This window comes from Gleimia hominis (assembly GCF_032085515.1).
GTDB classification, from domain to species: domain Bacteria; phylum Actinomycetota; class Actinomycetes; order Actinomycetales; family Actinomycetaceae; genus Gleimia; species Gleimia hominis.
Genome location: NZ_JASXSX010000001.1, coordinates 1,367,835 through 1,384,201 on the forward strand (window position 1 = coordinate 1,367,835; position 16,367 = coordinate 1,384,201).

Here is a 16,367-nt window from a genome sequence, read left to right on the forward strand (position 1 = left end):
ACACATGAATACTGTGGAACAACTACTACCCGATTTCACCAAACTAGACGCAGACCAAGTACGCGAGCAAGTGTTCGCCGCAATCGAAACCTACGAGCAGGCCATCACCGAGCTGGAGGCCGCGGAACCAACCGTCGCAAACTTCCTAGTGCCGTTCGATGAAGCAACCGGGGAATACGACCGGGTGCTCGGCGTGGCTTTCACAGCTATAAGTTCCATCGGGGGCCCGCAGTGGAACCAGTTGGAATCTGACCTCAACGAACCCCTTACCAAACTGGGGTTGCGCATTGACACGTCCGACGCGCTCTATGAGCGTTTCAAAACCCTGGCGCAACAAGACTTGGATGAAGAAAGCGCGCACTACGTACGGACAGAATTGAAAGATTTTGAGGTCGGTGGAATCACCCTCAGTAAACCCGACCGCGCGAAGCTTGAACAGTTGGATCTCAAAATCGCTGACCTGACAACTGAGTACTCGCAGCGCGTCAAAACCATGCTCACCAAGCCCGCGGTTGTAGACGGGCAAGAATATCCCCTCAATAACTTCACGATGCCTCTCGCGCTCGTGCAGGTGCCACAAGCGAGTGTGCGCGCGCAGATTCTGGAAGCATCCACTTCGCGCGGGTGGGGCGCAGACCCCGCCACCGACACGCGCGAACTAGTGCAGCAAATAACGCAGCTGCGAGACACACGCGCGAAACTCCTCGGATTCGACTCGCACGCCGCCCTCGTGCTCGAAACGGAAACCGCGACGTCAACCGCAGCGGTGCGTGACCTCCTGCAAATGGTTGGCACCCAGGCCCTCAAGCGCGTAGAAGAAGAGGCCCAAACGCTGCAGGCAGACGCGCAAGCGGACGGGCTTGAAGAACTGCGGGCAAGCGACTGGTCATACTACGAACAACGCCGGAAACACCACGAACTCGGGTTATCAGACGAAGCTCTGAGCCCCTACCTAGAACTGTGGCACGTATTAGAAAAAGGCGTGTTCTACGCAGCCCAAAAACTATACGGAATCACGCTGGAACACCGCCCAGACCTGACAGGTATCGACGAGTCCTCGCGCGTATACGAAGTGAGCCGTGAGGACGGTCAGACCCTGGGGCTCTTCGTCGCAGACCCTTATACGCGCGACGGTAAAAGCGGTGGGGCGTGGATGAACGAACTGGTAACCGGATACGCCGGCAACAACTACCAATCCATCATCATTAACTGCGCAAACTTTACCCCGCCTGAACCCGGGCACGAAAAGCACCTGGTGTGGGACGAGGTAGAGACCTGCTTCCACGAGTTCGGACACGCACTCCACGGCTTCCTCTCGCAAACCCGCTACCACGGGACCGGCGGTACCAACGTACCTCGGGACTTCGTGGAATTCCCCAGCCAGCTGAACGAAATGTGGGCATTCAACCCAAGCGTGATTGCTTCCTACGCCCGCAACAAAGACGGCGAAGTATTGCCTGAGGACCTGCGCGTAAAGCTGGCTGCATCAAAGTCGTTCGGACAACCGTATTCCACTGCGGAATACTGCGCGGCCGCACTACTGGACCAGTACTGGTACTCGCGTGAACGCGACCGCGGGCCCGCTGAAGTTGAGGCCTACGAACAGTGGGCACTGCAACAGGCGGGCATGAACCACCCGCTGGTACCACCGCGGTACCGCACCACGTACTTCCCCCACGCGTTCACGGTCGGATACGACGCCGGATACTACTCTTACATGTGGTCGGAAATGCTGGTTGGTGAAGTGGAACAATGGTTCGCCGCACACGAGCACACCAGTGGTGACGGTGGATTGAACCGCGAGGCAGGGCAGCAGCTGGAACGCGCAGTGCTTTCGCGTGGCAACAGCCGCGAACCCATGGATTCGTTCCGGGCGCTGCTGGGCCGTGACCCGCGTCCAGAAGCCGTTGTGCAACGCCGCGGCCTGTAAACACTAGTTGCGGCATCATAGTAGCGTAGCGGCGTGGGGCTTAGGACGATTAGGGAGCCCCACGCCGACCGATCAGGATAGACTAGGGGCATGACTATGAATCCACAAGACGCGTTGAATCGGTTGATGGCAGCGTTTGAAGCGCACGCCCAGGCGGCTCGGGCCGCAGAGTTTTCCGACCCGTCAATCGTTGAAGCTGCCGACCAGCGGCTTCGGGATGCCTTCTTCACTTACGACGATGCCTTGTTTAATGCGTACGAAGTGGAGCTGCCCCTGGAAATAGTCGACGAGGACGACGACGATTACGACGACTTCGACGACGATGATCTGGACGATCTGGATGATGACGACCTCGACGACGACTTAGACGAAGACGATCTAGATGAGGACGACGACCTGGATGACGATCTAGACGACTTGGATGATGAGTACGACTTCGACGACGATTACGATGATGACGGGGAAGAAGACTGAACCCCAACCTCGGGGTAATCACGAGTAACAGGTAGCAGGTCGCTAACCGCCTGGACCAGTGGCTGTGGGAGTTCAAAGTCGAGCCCCGCAGCCACTTGTTGCATCTGGATCTCAGTGCGTGGGCCAATGAGTGAACACATGACCCCAGTTTGGGCTTTCAACCATCCGAGCGCCACTTCAATCGGGGAGGCATCCAAGCCTTTAGCCGCGGCAAATACTCCTTCGACCGCAGACGCGTTTTGTTCCGTCAGCAAGGGTTGTACGAAGCCGGCTAATAAGGGGGAGGCTCCGCGTGAGTCCGCGGGGGTGGAATGGCGGTATTTACCGGTTAGCACCCCGCGCGCTAGAGCAGACCAGGCGATGAATCCGATTCCGTGGCGCTTGCAGGCGGGCAGTAGTTCGCGTTCCACCCCGCGGCGTAGCACGGAGTATTCGGCTTCCACCGCGGACGTCGGGATGGTCAGTTGGCGGGCAAGGTAAAACACTTCTGCCGTGTCCCACGCGCTCATGTTGGACACCCCAAAATAACGCACCCGCCCGGTTCTAGCTGCGATATCGATTGCACTCAGGGTTTCTTCAATGGGCGTGTGCGGGTCAGATCCTTGCAGTAAAAACAGGTCAATGTAATCGGTTTGCAAATGCTGCAGTGACCTGTCGATAGATGCGAGCAACGTGCCTCGCGCGTTCGAATGGCGCCAGTGCGGGTGGTTTGCGAAACCGCCTTTAGTGATCAGGGTGAAGTCTTCGCGGTTAAACTCTTGCGCGAGCACGTTCCCAAGTGTCGTTTCACCTTCACCCCCGCCGTAAGTTGGCGCAGTGTCGATTGTGGTGCCCCCGGCGTCCGCGTAGGCATGGAGTATGCGCGTTGCCTCGTCTTCAGTGGTGTCTTGCCCCCACGTGAGGGTCCCTAAACCGAAGTTTGAAACCTGGAGGCCGGACGATCCTAATCTCACCTGTTGCATGTCTCATAGCTTAACGGTATTTGAAGCAAGATAAGTTAGTGCCCATGACGTGGATCGAATCAATCATCATGGGGCTCGTGCAGGGCCTGACGGAATTCTTACCGATTTCTTCTTCCGCACACCTGCGCATTACCTCAGAATTACTGGGAATGAACGACCCGGGAGCGGCTTTTACCGCGATCACGCAGATCGGTACGGAGTCTGCGGTCCTCATTTTTTTCTGGAGGGACATTGTGCGGATCGTTACGCGCTGGTTCCGGTCCTTACCGTGGATTAGCTCTGAGCGGCGGGTGGATTCTTCTGACCCGGATGTGCGCCTGGGGTGGATGATTATCGTGGGTTCCCTTCCGATTGGGATTTTGGGGCTCGTGTTGGAAAAGTGGATTGATGCGCAGTTCCGGAACCTGTGGGTAACGGTCGCAATGCTAGCGGTATTTGCGGTGCTACTGGGGTTGACGGACTGGTTCATGCCGAAACGCAAACACTTGAACGAGATGTCGTGGAAGGATGCGATTTTGTACGGGTTCGCGCAGGCGATGGCGCTCGTACCCGGGGTGTCTCGTTCAGGGGGGACGATCACGATGGGGCGCTATTTGGGGTATACGCGTGAGGCCGCGGCCCGCTACTCGTTTCTGCTAGCTATGCCCGCAGTATTCGCATCGGGTTTCTACAAGACGTTTAAAGTGGCGGTTGGGGGTGACACGGTGTACGTTGGGCCAACCATTTTGGCTACGTTGATTGCCTTTGTGGTTGGGTACGTGGTGATCATTTGGTTCCTCAAACTGGTGTCAACCCGCTCTTACCAGCCGTTCGTCATCTATCGCGTGGCGCTTGCCGTGCTTGTTGCGGTCCTGCTTGGGATGGGGGTTTTGACGCCCACCTCGGGCGCCGCGGTTTAGTTCGCGTTAGGTCTTCACTATCGTGGGATAGGTGAGTCTTGGCCGTTAAGTGCTTGGTGGATTGTAAATGCCTAGGGGAGTGAGGGGTTGTAGTGGTTTTACCACAAGCATTGCTCTTTGATATGGACGGCACGATTGTCGACACGGAACCGTATTGGCAAGAGGCCGAGAAGACTCTGTTTGACCAGTTGGGGGCCGAGTGGGATCCAACAGCAGGTGCGCAGATGGCGGGCATGTCCCTGGCTGAATCCGTGGTCTTGATGCGGCGCGTGAGCGGTCTGGATTTAGATGAGGCGAAGACGATTGAATGGTTGATTACGCAGGTGACAAACCTGGTCACTCACCATGGGGCACCGTGGCTACCCGGCGCGCTGGAGGTACTTCAGCTGGCTAAAGAGCTGGATATTCCCACCGCGTTGGTGACCTCCAGCTACCGTGCGTTCGCGGATGCGGTGGTGGCGCAAGCACCGCCGGACGCGTTCGACGCGGTGGTGGCGGGAGATGAGGTGCACCGCGCTAAACCGCATCCGGAGGCGTATCAGCGGGCTGCACAGAAGTTGGGAACGCAACCGCAGCAGGCATTTGCGTTTGAGGATTCGCCCGCCGGCGCGTTGGCTGCGCTGCGCAGCGGTGCGAAAACCTTTGTGGTGCCCGGAGTTCACCCCGCGCAGGCAGATGAACGGGCGATCCGGATAAATAGTCTCGAAGTTGTCGATGAGGCGTGGCTTAACGCTCCCCGCGGGTCTTAGCGTTCGGCGTGTGTTTTAACGCTCCCCGCGGGTCTTAGCGTTCGGCGTTCGTTCTAACGCTCCCCACGAGTTTTAACCGTCAGCATTGCCTGCGCACCGTCGGCTGACATTTGCGGGGTGTCATCGGAGTAGAGCGGACACAGGTGTTTCACCCCACACCAGTTACACAATGGTTGCCGTTTTGGCGCGAACTGTTCAGTGTGGATCGCGTTTTCAATCTGCTCCCAAATTGCCACCAGGTGGTGTTCGAACGCGTCGATACTGTCCGCAGTCGGATCCATCGTGAGGATCTTGCCGTCTGCCAGGAACACGAGTTGCGTGCGCGCCGGTAACCCAGCTCCGCTGCAGCGCAAGAGGAGGGCGTAAAAACGCATCTGGAACAGCTTGTCTTCCACGTACCGCGGTTTCGGGGAACGCCCCGTCTTGTAGTCAACTACTCGCAGTGCGCCGGATGGAGCTTTATCGACCCGGTCAATGAATCCGCGCAGTAAAATCCCGTCGCGCATGGGGGCGTCCACCAGTTGTTCGCGCGCAATCGGTTCTAGCCGCTGCGGATTCTCAACGGTAAAGTAGCGTTCCACCAGCGCGTACGCGTCATTGAGCCACTGGGTTTTCAACGCCTCCTGGGGGAACATGGCCTCAAAATCTTCTTTCCCGGCAAACAGTTCACTGTAAGCCGGCTGCACCAAGTCCCGCGCTGCCTGTGAGGTTCTTTGCTCAGCGGGAAGCCCGTATAGATCCTCAAGAACGCGGTGCACCAACGTCCCTCGGGTAGTGGCCGGAGAAGGGGGTTCGCGAAAACCATCTATGTACACTAGCCGGAACTTCATGGGGCATTGCAACCACGTGCTAGTGGAAGATGCGGAGAGGGCTTTAGGCCGGGCTGTATTTGCGCTCATGTCTTTAAACATAGCGATGAGCCGCTGGGAAATCCACGTGGCACAACACCCCGGAAAATCTGAAACTGAGTGCGGGGCAAACTGTGAATGAGCACGAGTTTTGCAGAGAACCCGAGGGGGAGCCAGGTAGACTGTTTAAGCAACGGAATCTGCCGTTAATATAACGGGAGTAAGGTCGCAGTGATAATTGCCGATCGTTCTAGACCAAGCAGTTATCGAGCAAAGGAGGAACTGTGAGCGCAATGTCCATGCCGCGTCGTGTAGGTGTATTGTTGTTCGACCAGTTCGAACTGTTAGACGTATTCGGTCCAGTTGAGATTCTCGGCAATCTTCACGAGCAGTACAACGTGTCCTTCCACGCCGTCGAACCCGGCCTCGTGGAATCAGCAATCGGAGTGAAGGTTGATGCCCCTGAACCATTTGGGCAAGACGTCGATATCCTCCTCGTTCCTGGCGGCATGGGAACCAGAAGCCTGGCGCACGATGCGGAATTCATCAGCAAACTCGCTGACTGGGGAGCGCACACTCCATTGGTTATGTCGGTGTGTACTGGGTCTGCCCTTTTAGCGACCGCAGGCCTCCTCGACGGTTATCGAGCCACCTCGAACAAGCGAGCCTTTGACTGGGCAGCACAGTTCGGCACTGGGGTCGAATGGGTCAGGCAGGCACGCTGGGTTGCCGACCGTGACCGATGGACCTCATCCGGTGTGGCGGCCGGCATGGACATGACCGCCGCCCTGGTCAGACAACTCGATGGTGACCAGGTTGCAGACGACGTGTGCTACCGTATCGAGCTCGAAGTTCAACGAGACCCATCCATCGACAACTTCGTCTAATACCTAGCCAATACGCATTTCAGCAAAGTCCCACACGCGTGACGGTGTGGGACTTTGCTGTACCTGCCCGTCTGAACGAACTACGTCAAGCGCGGCACCAGCGCCACCAGCCAAATCTATGAGAAGGTTCTGTTGGTCAAGATGGCCGAGGCCATGCAGGTGCTCGCCGGGCACAGCCGTACGGGAGTCGATCTGTTCCACCTCGAATGCCTTCTGCGCAGAGAAACAATGCAGCGTGAGCCATTTGAAGCTTGACCTTCTTTTTCTCACCACCTTCAAGCTCATGGGCAAGAACACGACTGCCCGTTCCCACGTAGAAGATGCCTGCAGGGGCGTCCTTGTCCTCATCAGACTTGGGGCACCTTGGGGCGATAAGAACGTAAACATAGAACCTGTCAGTATCGGTTTAGCCATCGTGCTCCCCTCAAACTGAAACTACCCCCTACGCCGCGAGCGCGTATGTTCCGCTATTTTGTATCCAATTGAACCTCGAAGCTTCAAACTGTGAATGAGCACAAGTTTTGCAGAGAACCCGAGGGGGAGCCAGGTAGACTGTTTAAGCAATGGAATCTGACTTAACTTACGATGTCCCCGCGCAAGCGGAGCATCCAATGGGACCCGCAGGCCGGCGCGGAACGCTCAAAGCTGGCGAGCACGTGCAGATTACGGACCCAAAGGGGCGGCTGCACACGGTGGTTTTAACACCAAAACAGGTGTTTCGTTGCTCCCGAGGTGAACTGGCGCACAACGACATTATCGGGCAACCACCAGCAACCGTGATGGGCGATGGGGCACACCGATTTCTGGTGCTGCGCCCCCTTCTGGATGACTACACCATGTACATGCCGCGTGGCGCCGCGATTGTCTACCCGAAGGATGCTGCGCAAGTGGTGCAGTTCGCCGACATTTTCCCAGGCGCCAAAGTGCTCGAAGCCGGTGTCGGGTCCGGAGCGTTGAGCATGTCGCTGCTGAACGCGGTTGGTACTACGGGATCGGTTCATTCGATCGAAAAGCGATCGGATTTTGCGGTCATCGCTCAAGGTAACGTGGACCTGTGGTTCGGGGGGCGGCACCCGGCGTGGACGGTAACGATTGGTGATTTTGAGCAAGTAGCGCTCAGTGAACCAGCAGGCAGTATTGACCGCATTGTCCTCGACATGTTGACACCGTGGGAATGCCTGGACGCGACTGAACACGCGCTCGCAGTAGGGGGAGTACTGTGCGTCTACGTCACCACCGTCACTCAGCTCTCTCGCTTGGTGGAAGACCTCAATCGGTACGGCAGTTTCACGCCGCCCAAAGTGTGGGAGAACCTGTCGCGTGGTTGGCATGTTGATGGTTTGTCGGTGCGGCCCGAACACCGCATGGTTGGACACACCGGTTTCTTACTCACCACGCGAAAGCTAGCTACGGGGAAGCTGAACCCACCGAATCCGAAACGGCCCTCACCAGCCATGGAAGGCAGAGCCGGACAGTGGAATGACGCACAGAACTGGGAAGAATACCCCCAGATTCAAGAAGAACGCGCCCCCAAACGCGTTCGGCGGCAGGCGCGCGAGTTATCCCGCCGCAGCCGCAGAGTCTTACCACACGAGGAAGGGGAATAAAATGTCTGCACAACCAGGATCATCCCAGCTTCATTCGCTGCAAGACGAAGTTAGTTCCCTTGAGGGGAAAAACGCGCGGTTAGCACAAGCTCTCGGTCACGCGCGCGAACAGTTGAGTGCGATGCGAAGCCAACTCGAGGACGTCACTAAACCACCCGCGCAAATCGGCACATTTATCGCCGCCGTAGAGGGAAAACGAGAAGCGGAAGTGAGTGTGTCCGGCCGGTTCATGCATCTGGGCGTAGCCCCCGGGGTGGACCTGAAAGGGCTTGCGTGCGGGGAAGAAGTGCGCATTGACGAACACATGGTCGTGGTGGAGCGCCGCGGTGTGCGCCGCACCGGCAGTCTCGCTTCAGTGGTGGAACTGCAGGGCGCAGACCGGGTGCTAGTGAACGTAGACGGGTCCAGTAAACGCATGTTGAAACTCGCGGGTCCCCTGCGTCACGGCGGCGTGAAACCAGGTGATTCCATGCTGGTAGACGTGCGGGCCGGGGTAGCGTTAGAACGCATTGTGCGCTCGGACGTGGAACAACTACTAACCCCGGAGGTGCCGGACGTTACCTACGACGACATCGGTGGTTTGGCAGCGCAGATTCAGAAAGTGCGCGACAGCGTGGAACTGCCGTTTAAGCACCCGCAGTTGTACCGCGATTACGGGTTGCGGTCGCCGAAAGGGATTTTGCTGTACGGCCCACCGGGATGTGGGAAAACGCTGATTGCGAAGGCAGTTGCCCGTTCACTTGCGATGAACGAGAACGGTGCGGGAACCACGTACTTCCTGTCGGTTAAAGGCCCGGAGCTGCTCAACAAGTTCGTGGGGGAGACCGAACGGCAAATCCGCTCTATCTTCGCTCGCGCCCGTTCCCTCGCTTCCGCAGACGTGCCGGTAGTCATCTTTTTTGACGAAATGGAGGCCTTGTTCCGCACGCGGGGCTCGGGAATTTCTTCTGACATAGAAACCATGGTTGTGCCCCAGTTACTGGCGGAAATGGATGGGGTCGAGGCGCTGGATAACGTGATCATTATTGGCGCGTCGAACCGCGAAGACATGATAGACCCAGCGGTGTTACGACCGGGGCGGTTAGACATTCGGATCCGCATCGAGCGGCCCGACCGGCAGGGCGCCCGCGAAATTTTCAGTAAGTACTTGACGGAGCAGATTCCGATTGCCCCACAAACCCTCGCGCGGTTCGGCAGCGCGCAGCGGGCCACACAGGCAATGAGTGAGATGGTGCTTGAGAAGATTTTTGCGCGCAGGCCGCAAACCGCTCTGTTCAACCTCACCCTCGCAACGGGGGAGCTGCAGACGATATACGCCGATGACCTGATCTCGGGCGCAATGATTGCCGCTATTGTCGAGCGGGCGAAAAAGTTCGCGGTGAAAGCCACCTTAGCGGGGCAGCCCGGGTTGACGATGGATCATCTTCAAGCCGCTTTTGATGAGGAAATGCGTGAAACTAAAGATTTAGGGGCAACAACGACGCCGGCTCAGTGGGCCCGCACCACTGGGCTGCGAGGAGAAGGCGTAGTGTCGGTCTCCGCTGTTGAACAATCCTCAGGAAAATAGGAAGAGGTTGGCATGAGTGACCGCGTGGTTGGAACTGAAACTGAGTTCGGGATTATGGGGCAAACTGGTGCGCAGAACCCGATTCAACTATCTGCCGTAGCAGTTGAATCTTTCGCACAGTCAGTGCAGACAACCCAGGTGGTGCGATGGGATTATGCGGGGGAGGACCCACTGAACGATGCGCGCGGCTACCGGATTGAACGAGCTTCTGCGGATCCTTCCATGCTCACGGACGACCCATACCACTTGGCTCCGTCGGGTGGGGTGGAGTACGAACCGCGCCCCTCAGAGTACGAGCAGCACATGCAGAAGGCCACGTCGGTGGTGCTCAGTAACGGAGCACGGTTTTACGTGGACCACGCACACCCGGAGTATTCCGCGCCAGAGACGACGAACGCGCTCGACGCGGTGCTCTACGACCGGGCCGGAGACCGGATTGCTCAGCTGGCGATGGACACGGCTCGCCAGGCGGGCAGACCGATCACGCTGTACAAGAACAACACGGACGGGAAGGGAGCCTCATACGGCACTCACGAGAACTACCAGGTGCCACGCTACGTAGATTTCGACGACATGGTGGCGGTGCTCATCCCATTTTTTGTCACCCGTCCGGTGGTGTGCGGAGCCGGGCGCGTTGGGCTTGGAATGCATTCGAGCGAGGCTGGATTCCAAATCTCGCAGCGCGCAGACTTTGTGGAGAACACGGTTGGGCTGCAAACCACGTTTGACCGCCCCATCATTAATACGCGCGACGAACCCCACGCAAAACCCAGTGAGTACCGTCGCCTGCATGTGATTAATGGGGACGCGAACCAGTTTGACGTGTCGAACCTCGTGAAAATTGGTTCCACCGCGCTGATCCTGCGGGTAATCGAACGTGGTGTCGGCTTAGACCTAGATGCCCTCAGTTTGGATGAAGACCCAGTGAACGCGTGTTGGAAAGTATCGCACGACACGGATTTGCAGGTGGGGCTCGAAACCAAATCGGGTAAAACCATGACTGCGCTGGCGCTGCAACGCCACTATTTTGATCACGCTTGTGACCTCGACGACCTAACGGATGCGGACAAACTCGTTTTGCGCTACTGGGACCAGGTACTAACCGGTTTGGAAACCGACCGCAGTAGTGTTGCGCACCTGGTGGAGTGGGTCGGTAAACACCTGCTGCTAGATAGAGCCCGAACGCGGCTGCGCAGCGACTGGTCTCACCCGCAGCTGGCCGCTATGGACATTCAGTGGGCAGACCTCAGGGAGGGCAAATCACTGGTGGAAAAACTCGACCAAGCGGGCCGGGTGAAACGGTTGTTCACGCCCTCTCAGGTGCAACGTGCCACTACGGTGCCGCCGGCAAATACGCGGGCGCGGCTGCGTGGGGACGCGATCGCACACCTGCCTACAGTTGCGCGCGCATCGTGGACATCGGTGCTGGTAGACGACGGGCAGCAACTGGTGCGTCTGCCACTACCGAACCCGAATGACGCCGGGTCAGACGCTGCTATACGTGCCTTGCAAGCGGGGGATGCAAAAGAGTTTATTAAGCTGATGTCGTAACCCGCGGCGGTAGTGCCCAACACTGCCAAGCGACGCAAATAGACGGTAACTGCAAATGAATGTGACTAGACAGTAACTGCAAAAGGAGGAACAGTGGCTCAGCAATTGGCGTTTGGGGGCGGAGACAATTCCGATTCTGATAATGAAGAGTTAGCTGCCGGCCAGGTACAAGAAGACGCGTCCAGCTTGGATGATCTTCTTGACGAAATTGATACGGTACTGGAAGCGGATGCACAAACATTCGTCCAGGGATTCGTACAAAAAGGTGGGGAATAGGCAAGACGTTGAAGCGACGGATTTTTGGGGTAGAAACCGAGTACGGCCTAACTTGTGCCAGTACCCGCGGGGAACAGTCCCCAATCGATGCGGACCTGGCTGCGCGCTACCTGTTCAAAGTACTGATCGACAGTGGTCGCAGTTCGAACGTGTACTGGCGCAACGGGGGGCGCGTATACCTCGACGTCGGATCGCACCCGGAATACGCCACCGCAGAATGCGACCGAGTTTCGGACCTGCTGGTTCAAGACCGGGCAGGCGACCGCATCCTCACCGAAATGGCGAGTGCAGGCAACGAGTACCTAGCTAACGACGGGATTGCTGGGAAGCTGCACCTGTTTCGCAATAATGAGGACGCGCAAGGCACTTCGTTTGGCTGCCACGAGAACTATTTGATGCGCCGCAACCGACATTTTCGCGATATCGCAGACGCGCTCGTGTCCTTTTTCGTGACCCGGCAGATTCTAACGGGGGCCGGTCATATTCACCGTGAGGGCGTGCCCCGCCTGGGTTACTCGGTGCGGGCCTGGCATATGGATGACGCGGTTTCGTCCGCTACGACGCGTACCCGCCCCATAATTAATACTCGCGACGAACCGCTGGCAGATGCGAGTGAGTACCGGCGCCTGCACGTAATTGTGGGGGATACGAATGTGTCCGAGAGTGCCAAGGCCCTCAAGATAGTAATGACGGACTTGTGTTTGGCGGCGATTGAGAACGGCGTGCGGATCGCAGACCTTGCCTTGGCTGACCCCCTGAACGACATTCGGCGCATTGACGAGAAGGTGGGGAACAATCCGGTTCTGACACTCAAAGACGGTCGGGAAATGGACACCGTAACGCTGCAGCGACAGTGGCGCGAACGAGTTCTAAACCACGTGGACCTATCGACCGCACCTGCGCTTATCCCCGCGATGGTGGACCTGTGGGGCCGCGGGTTGGACGCCGTGGAATCTCAGGACTACACGTCCGTGGAAACGGAGCTCGATTGGGCGATTAAACACCGCTTCTTAACCCGCGCGTGCGAGCGGCACGGTTTTTCGCTAACCGATCCGCGGATCGCACGCATGGATTTGGCCTACCACGACATCACTGACCGCGTGGTTTCGAAAATGGAATCGGCCGGTTTAATGAAGCGGCTAACCGACCCGCGTGAGGTGGAGGAAGCGACGCAAACCCCGCCTAAAACCACGCGCGCTCACTTGCGCGGGCAGGTAGTTGAGGCGGCGGAACGCTACCACCGCGACGTGTCTGTAGATTGGCTCCACGTGCGGTTAAACGAAGCGGGCGCCACCGGAATAACCCTGTCTGACCCATTCGCAAAGACGGACGAGCGGATTGACAACCTGCTCGAACAAATGAGCCAACCCAGCGACCCGACGCCCGGAGTGTTTGCGTGAACGAGCGGGGGAAAAGCCGACACTTCCCATCCCGGCAAGAGCTGAAACGGTCGCGACGGAAATGCGAGCACTCCTCGGGGGCGCGGGTGATGAAGCCTCTCGGCACGTCCCGGGTTGAGCGCCGCCGCAGTGCTCGTGGGCGGATAAAACGCTGGTGGATCGAAGCGCTCGTACTGGTGGTACTGGCCGCTGTAGTGGGCACCGCAATTCTCGTTGCGGTCAACAGGAAGAACGATGCGCAGCAACCTACCAGCTGGTTAGAGCGCATCCAAGTGTCGGGCAACGTGGGGCGCGTTCCAATCCTGAAACTCAGCGAACCGGTGAGTGTTTCCGAAACAAAAACGAAACTCCTTGAGCGCGGCGGTGGCCGGCAGATCAGTAAAGGCGCCCCACTGCTCGTGTCTATCACCTCGTTTTCAGGCGAAAACGGACATGTGTTATCTGCGAATCAGCGGTCTACGTTTGACGTCGGCCTGGCGGACACACAGTCTTTTGAACCCGAACTCCTCGACGGCGTGATCGGAAAAACGGAAGGGTCCAGGGTACTGTTCGTCCGCCCGGTGACGAGCAAAGGACGCCGCACTACCGAGATAAATGTGGTGGACATTTTACCGTCGGTCGCTTGGGGCGACGCGGTGAAAGACCCCGGCAAGCCTCTGAGAGTCACCATGACGGAAGCGGGCCCCCGACCGAGCCACGACGGGCAGAAACCACCCGCCGACCTGACGGTTCAGACTCTAGTGACCGGGGGTGGGCAGCAGGTGCGAGCGGACGACACCGTGCTGGTGCAGTACTTGGCGGCCCGCTGGGACGATTCCGTTGAGATTTCGTCTACGTGGGCCACTGGGATTCCAAAAATGATCCCGCTGCGCACTGCAATGGCCGGCGTGGAACAAGCTCTGCTTGATCAGCGGGTCGGCACCCGCCTGGCGATCACGATTCCGCCCGATCAGGCCTCCGGGGATTCAACCCTCATGGTAATAATCGACATCCTCGCAACGCGGCAGACGGACGAAGCAGAAGTCAAACCAGACAAGAAATAATCCCCTAAAAGCTGCTATAGATTGCACCATAACGCGAAAAAGTGGGTCCGATAAGTGCTGATCATATCGCACTTGCGCGACTCTATCGGCGGAACCATCGGAAAGTGGACGGTTACCTACTTGCGGGCTTTTGCCGCTAAACTTTGCGGTGGAAGGAGCCACATGAGTGCAATCGAAACGATCCGCGATCGGGCACTTGCGGGTGTACGAGAGCGTGAACAACGGGACTCGTTTGCACGCGTGAAACAGTTGGCGGAAGCTGCACCGGCCCCTAAAGATGGATATCGCGCGCTCCGGTGTGGCCCGGGTGCCGTGTCGATTATGGCTGAGATTAAACGCTCTTCTCCCGGAACCGGCCCGCTGGCACCCATTGAGGATCCCGCGCAGCTAGCTGCCGAGTATGAAGCCGGGGGAGCGCGCGCCATTTCTTGTTTAACTGCCGCCTACCGATACGGTGGTGCTTTGAGTGACCTGGATGCGGTGAGCCAGGCTGTGAGCATTCCGGTGTTACGCAAGGACATAATCCTCACGCCCTACCAGATCCACGAGGCTCGAGCCCACGGGGCGGACATGATTCTGCTTATCGTTTCTTTCTTGAGTGACGACCAGCTGCGCGGCTTCGTGGAACGCACCACGTCACTTGGAATGACACCCGTTGTAGAGGCACATTCGCGTCTCGAGGCGCTGCGGGCGATCGACTCCGGAGCGCGCGTGATCGGGATTAATGCCCGCGATCTGCTTTCGAACCATATTGATCGCGACAATTTCTCGCAGGTGGTGGATGTGTTACCGGCCGACGTGGTGGCCGTTGCGGAATCGGGAGTGCGGGATCCGCGCGACGTCTTCGAATACGCAAGTGCGGGTGCAGATTGTGTTTTAATCGGTGAGGCACTGGTTACGTCTAAAACCCCGCGCACACTCGTTGGGGAGATGGTGTCTGCCGCGCAGCATCCCGCGATTCTAGATGACCGGAAGGAACGGGTGAAACGGACGGTTCATCAGCGCCACAGCGACGGCTTCCACTTACGCTAGTGGGGGCCGCTAGTTTTATGTGCTCGTTGGGTGGGTAGTTATATGTGCTGCTGGGCCGCTAGTTTTATGTGCTAGTAGGGTCGCGGATTGTATGTGCTCGTGGCGCCACGAGTTTTGTGTTTTCGTAGGACTTCGAGCTTTGTGTTTTCGTAGAACTTCGAGTTTTGCGGATAGTTGTGAACACATTGCGCGCAACTGAGGACCGGTTGATATTCCGGGGCGGTTACCCAGTATAATTTGGAAGTGAGTATTGTTGAGTAGCAGTTGTGGTCTCAGTTGAAAGGTTCCGAATGGTAATGGCCCTGCCGGCGGCGATTCCGTCTCCGCCGTTTTCTGAGTTTAACGTGGGGCCCCTGACCATCCACATTTATGGGATCACCATGGCGTTGGCGATGCTGATTGCCATGGAGGTCACTGAGCGGCGGTATGTCGCTCGGGGTGGTCAGCCGCAACTGGCTTATGAGGTGGCATTGTGGGCGATTCCGTTTGGGATCGTTGGGGCCCGCCTGTATCACGTGTTCACGTCGCCAGCTGCATATTTTGGACCCAACGGGAGCCTTATCAATATCTTTAAAATCTGGAACGGCGGGCTCGGGATTTGGGGTGCGGTCGCTGCGGGGGCCCTGGGCGCGTGGATTTGTTTGCGCCGTCACCACCTGAGGGTCGCCCCTTTTGCCGACGCGATCGCGCCCGCACTGCTATTTGCACAGGCATTTGGCCGGTTGGGAAACTGGTTTAACCAAGAGTTGTTCGGAGGGCCCACCACGCTCCCGTGGGGACTGCAAATAGACGCCGCCCACCTTCCTGCCACAGCGGCGCCCGGCACACTGTTTCACCCCACGTTTCTGTACGAACTGCTGTGGAATGTGCTAATGGCGTTGGTGCTCATTCGGATTGACCGCACCCGACGGTTGGCGGGTGGACAGCTGATGTGGCTTTACATTTGCGTATACACTTTGGGCAGAGGCTTCATTGAGGCACTGCGGATAGATGAGGCGACGCTCATCTTAGGTGTCCGGTTAAATGTCTGGACATCGCTAATAGTTTTTGTCGTTGGTGTTTTTGGGTTCTACGTGGCCGGTCAGAGGTCGCAGCCCAGGAATGTGATTGGAGAGGAATTGGCACAGGAGGCCGTAGACTAG

16 protein-coding genes are annotated in these 16,367 nt (G+C 57.8%); 13 read left to right on the forward strand and 3 right to left on the reverse strand.

Annotated features, from left to right (window positions below):
- The first annotated feature begins 4 nt into the window (after positions 1 to 4).
- Together QS713_RS05810 and QS713_RS05815 are read left to right on the forward strand one after the other, a co-directional pair.
- On the forward strand, positions 5 to 1,930 hold the full coding sequence (locus QS713_RS05810; RefSeq protein WP_313273252.1) for a M3 family metallopeptidase: 1,926 nt from the start codon (positions 5 to 7) through the stop codon (positions 1,928 to 1,930).
- A 90-nt stretch (positions 1,931 to 2,020) separates the two neighbouring features.
- A complete protein-coding gene (locus QS713_RS05815) occupies positions 2,021 to 2,404 on the forward strand; it encodes a hypothetical protein (RefSeq protein ID WP_313273254.1) in 384 nt (127 codons plus the stop codon).
- Here the strand turns inward: QS713_RS05815 and QS713_RS05820 are convergent.
- On the reverse strand, positions 2,377 to 3,366 hold the full coding sequence (locus QS713_RS05820; protein ID WP_313273256.1) for an aldo/keto reductase: 990 nt from the start codon (positions 3,364 to 3,366) through the stop codon (positions 2,377 to 2,379). The two genes, QS713_RS05815 and QS713_RS05820, sit on opposite strands and share 28 nt — an antisense overlap.
- A 44-nt stretch (positions 3,367 to 3,410) precedes the next feature.
- Between QS713_RS05820 and QS713_RS05825 the strand changes: the two genes are divergently transcribed.
- A complete protein-coding gene (locus tag QS713_RS05825; RefSeq protein WP_313273258.1) occupies positions 3,411 to 4,265 on the forward strand; it encodes an undecaprenyl-diphosphate phosphatase in 855 nt (284 codons plus the stop codon).
- Positions 4,266 to 4,357: 92 nt separating this feature from the next.
- Complete coding sequence (locus QS713_RS05830; RefSeq protein ID WP_313273260.1) at positions 4,358 to 5,014, forward strand: HAD family hydrolase; 657 nt, start codon at positions 4,358 to 4,360, stop codon at positions 5,012 to 5,014.
- Between the two features lie 53 nt (positions 5,015 to 5,067).
- Here QS713_RS05830 and QS713_RS05835 read toward each other — a convergent pair whose 3' ends face one another.
- Positions 5,068 to 5,913: a RecB family exonuclease gene (locus tag QS713_RS05835; RefSeq protein ID WP_313273262.1), complete on the reverse strand. Its 846-nt coding sequence runs from the start codon at positions 5,911 to 5,913 to the stop codon at positions 5,068 to 5,070.
- A 242-nt stretch (positions 5,914 to 6,155) separates the two neighbouring features.
- On the opposite strand from QS713_RS05835, the gene QS713_RS05840 reads away from it, so the two are divergent.
- Entirely contained in the window at positions 6,156 to 6,749 is a 594-nt protein-coding gene (locus QS713_RS05840; protein ID WP_313273793.1) for a DJ-1/PfpI family protein, read from the forward strand.
- A gap of 3 nt (positions 6,750 to 6,752) precedes the next feature.
- Here QS713_RS05840 and QS713_RS05845 read toward each other — a convergent pair whose 3' ends face one another.
- Positions 6,753 to 7,163, reverse strand: coding sequence for a hypothetical protein (locus QS713_RS05845; protein ID WP_313273265.1), 411 nt, complete (start codon positions 7,161 to 7,163; stop codon positions 6,753 to 6,755).
- 149 nt (positions 7,164 to 7,312) lie between these two features.
- Between QS713_RS05845 and QS713_RS05850 the strand changes: the two genes are divergently transcribed.
- From QS713_RS05850 to lgt, 8 genes are all read left to right on the forward strand, one after another.
- A complete protein-coding gene (locus QS713_RS05850) occupies positions 7,313 to 8,356 on the forward strand; it encodes a tRNA (adenine-N1)-methyltransferase (protein WP_313273267.1) in 1,044 nt (347 codons plus the stop codon).
- A gap of 1 nt (position 8,357) precedes the next feature.
- Positions 8,358 to 9,923, forward strand: coding sequence for a proteasome ATPase (arc, locus tag QS713_RS05855; RefSeq protein WP_313273269.1), 1,566 nt, complete (start codon positions 8,358 to 8,360; stop codon positions 9,921 to 9,923).
- 12 nt (positions 9,924 to 9,935) lie between these two features.
- The gene (gene dop, locus QS713_RS05860; RefSeq protein ID WP_313273271.1) at positions 9,936 to 11,474 is read left to right on the forward strand and encodes a depupylase/deamidase Dop; all 1,539 of its coding nucleotides are present in this window, start codon (positions 9,936 to 9,938) and stop codon (positions 11,472 to 11,474) included.
- A 93-nt stretch (positions 11,475 to 11,567) separates the two neighbouring features.
- Entirely contained in the window at positions 11,568 to 11,750 is a 183-nt protein-coding gene (locus QS713_RS05865) for a ubiquitin-like protein Pup (RefSeq protein ID WP_313273273.1), read from the forward strand.
- An 8-nt stretch (positions 11,751 to 11,758) separates the two neighbouring features.
- Positions 11,759 to 13,150, forward strand: a complete 1,392-nt coding sequence (pafA, locus tag QS713_RS05870; RefSeq protein WP_313273276.1) for a Pup--protein ligase — start codon at positions 11,759 to 11,761, stop codon at positions 13,148 to 13,150.
- Positions 13,151 to 13,239: 89 nt separating this feature from the next.
- Positions 13,240 to 14,193 carry an FKBP-type peptidyl-prolyl cis-trans isomerase gene (locus QS713_RS05875; protein WP_313273279.1) on the forward strand — a complete coding sequence of 318 codons (954 nt, stop codon included), beginning with the start codon at positions 13,240 to 13,242 and terminating at the stop codon, positions 14,191 to 14,193.
- A 162-nt stretch (positions 14,194 to 14,355) separates the two neighbouring features.
- On the forward strand, positions 14,356 to 15,225 hold the full coding sequence (trpC, locus tag QS713_RS05880; protein WP_313273282.1) for an indole-3-glycerol phosphate synthase TrpC: 870 nt from the start codon (positions 14,356 to 14,358) through the stop codon (positions 15,223 to 15,225).
- A gap of 296 nt (positions 15,226 to 15,521) precedes the next feature.
- The gene (lgt, locus tag QS713_RS05885) at positions 15,522 to 16,367 is read left to right on the forward strand and encodes a prolipoprotein diacylglyceryl transferase (RefSeq protein WP_313273285.1); all 846 of its coding nucleotides are present in this window, start codon (positions 15,522 to 15,524) and stop codon (positions 16,365 to 16,367) included.

What these genes read in the sequence shown, in the direction of transcription:
- QS713_RS05835 (WP_313273262.1), bottom strand. Translation starts at nt 5,913, where the DNA reads ATGAGCGCAAATACAGCCCGGCCTAAAGCCCTCTCCGCATCTTCCACT.
- QS713_RS05820 (WP_313273256.1), bottom strand. Translation starts at nt 3,366, where the DNA reads ATGCAACAGGTGAGATTAGGATCGTCCGGCCTCCAGGTTTCAAACTTC.
- arc (WP_313273269.1), top strand. Translation starts at nt 8,358, where the DNA reads ATGTCTGCACAACCAGGATCATCCCAGCTTCATTCGCTGCAAGACGAA.
- QS713_RS05810 (WP_313273252.1), top strand. Translation starts at nt 5, where the DNA reads ATGAATACTGTGGAACAACTACTACCCGATTTCACCAAACTAGACGCA.
- trpC (WP_313273282.1), top strand. Translation starts at nt 14,356, where the DNA reads ATGAGTGCAATCGAAACGATCCGCGATCGGGCACTTGCGGGTGTACGA.
- QS713_RS05845 (WP_313273265.1), bottom strand. Translation starts at nt 7,163, where the DNA reads ATGGCTAAACCGATACTGACAGGTTCTATGTTTACGTTCTTATCGCCC.
- dop (WP_313273271.1), top strand. Translation starts at nt 9,936, where the DNA reads ATGAGTGACCGCGTGGTTGGAACTGAAACTGAGTTCGGGATTATGGGG.
- lgt (WP_313273285.1), top strand. Translation starts at nt 15,522, where the DNA reads ATGGCCCTGCCGGCGGCGATTCCGTCTCCGCCGTTTTCTGAGTTTAAC.
- QS713_RS05825 (WP_313273258.1), top strand. Translation starts at nt 3,411, where the DNA reads ATGACGTGGATCGAATCAATCATCATGGGGCTCGTGCAGGGCCTGACG.
- QS713_RS05815 (WP_313273254.1), top strand. Translation starts at nt 2,021, where the DNA reads ATGACTATGAATCCACAAGACGCGTTGAATCGGTTGATGGCAGCGTTT.
- QS713_RS05875 (WP_313273279.1), top strand. Translation starts at nt 13,240, where the DNA reads ATGAAGCCTCTCGGCACGTCCCGGGTTGAGCGCCGCCGCAGTGCTCGT.
- QS713_RS05840 (WP_313273793.1), top strand. Translation starts at nt 6,156, where the DNA reads ATGTCCATGCCGCGTCGTGTAGGTGTATTGTTGTTCGACCAGTTCGAA.
- QS713_RS05850 (WP_313273267.1), top strand. Translation starts at nt 7,313, where the DNA reads ATGGAATCTGACTTAACTTACGATGTCCCCGCGCAAGCGGAGCATCCA.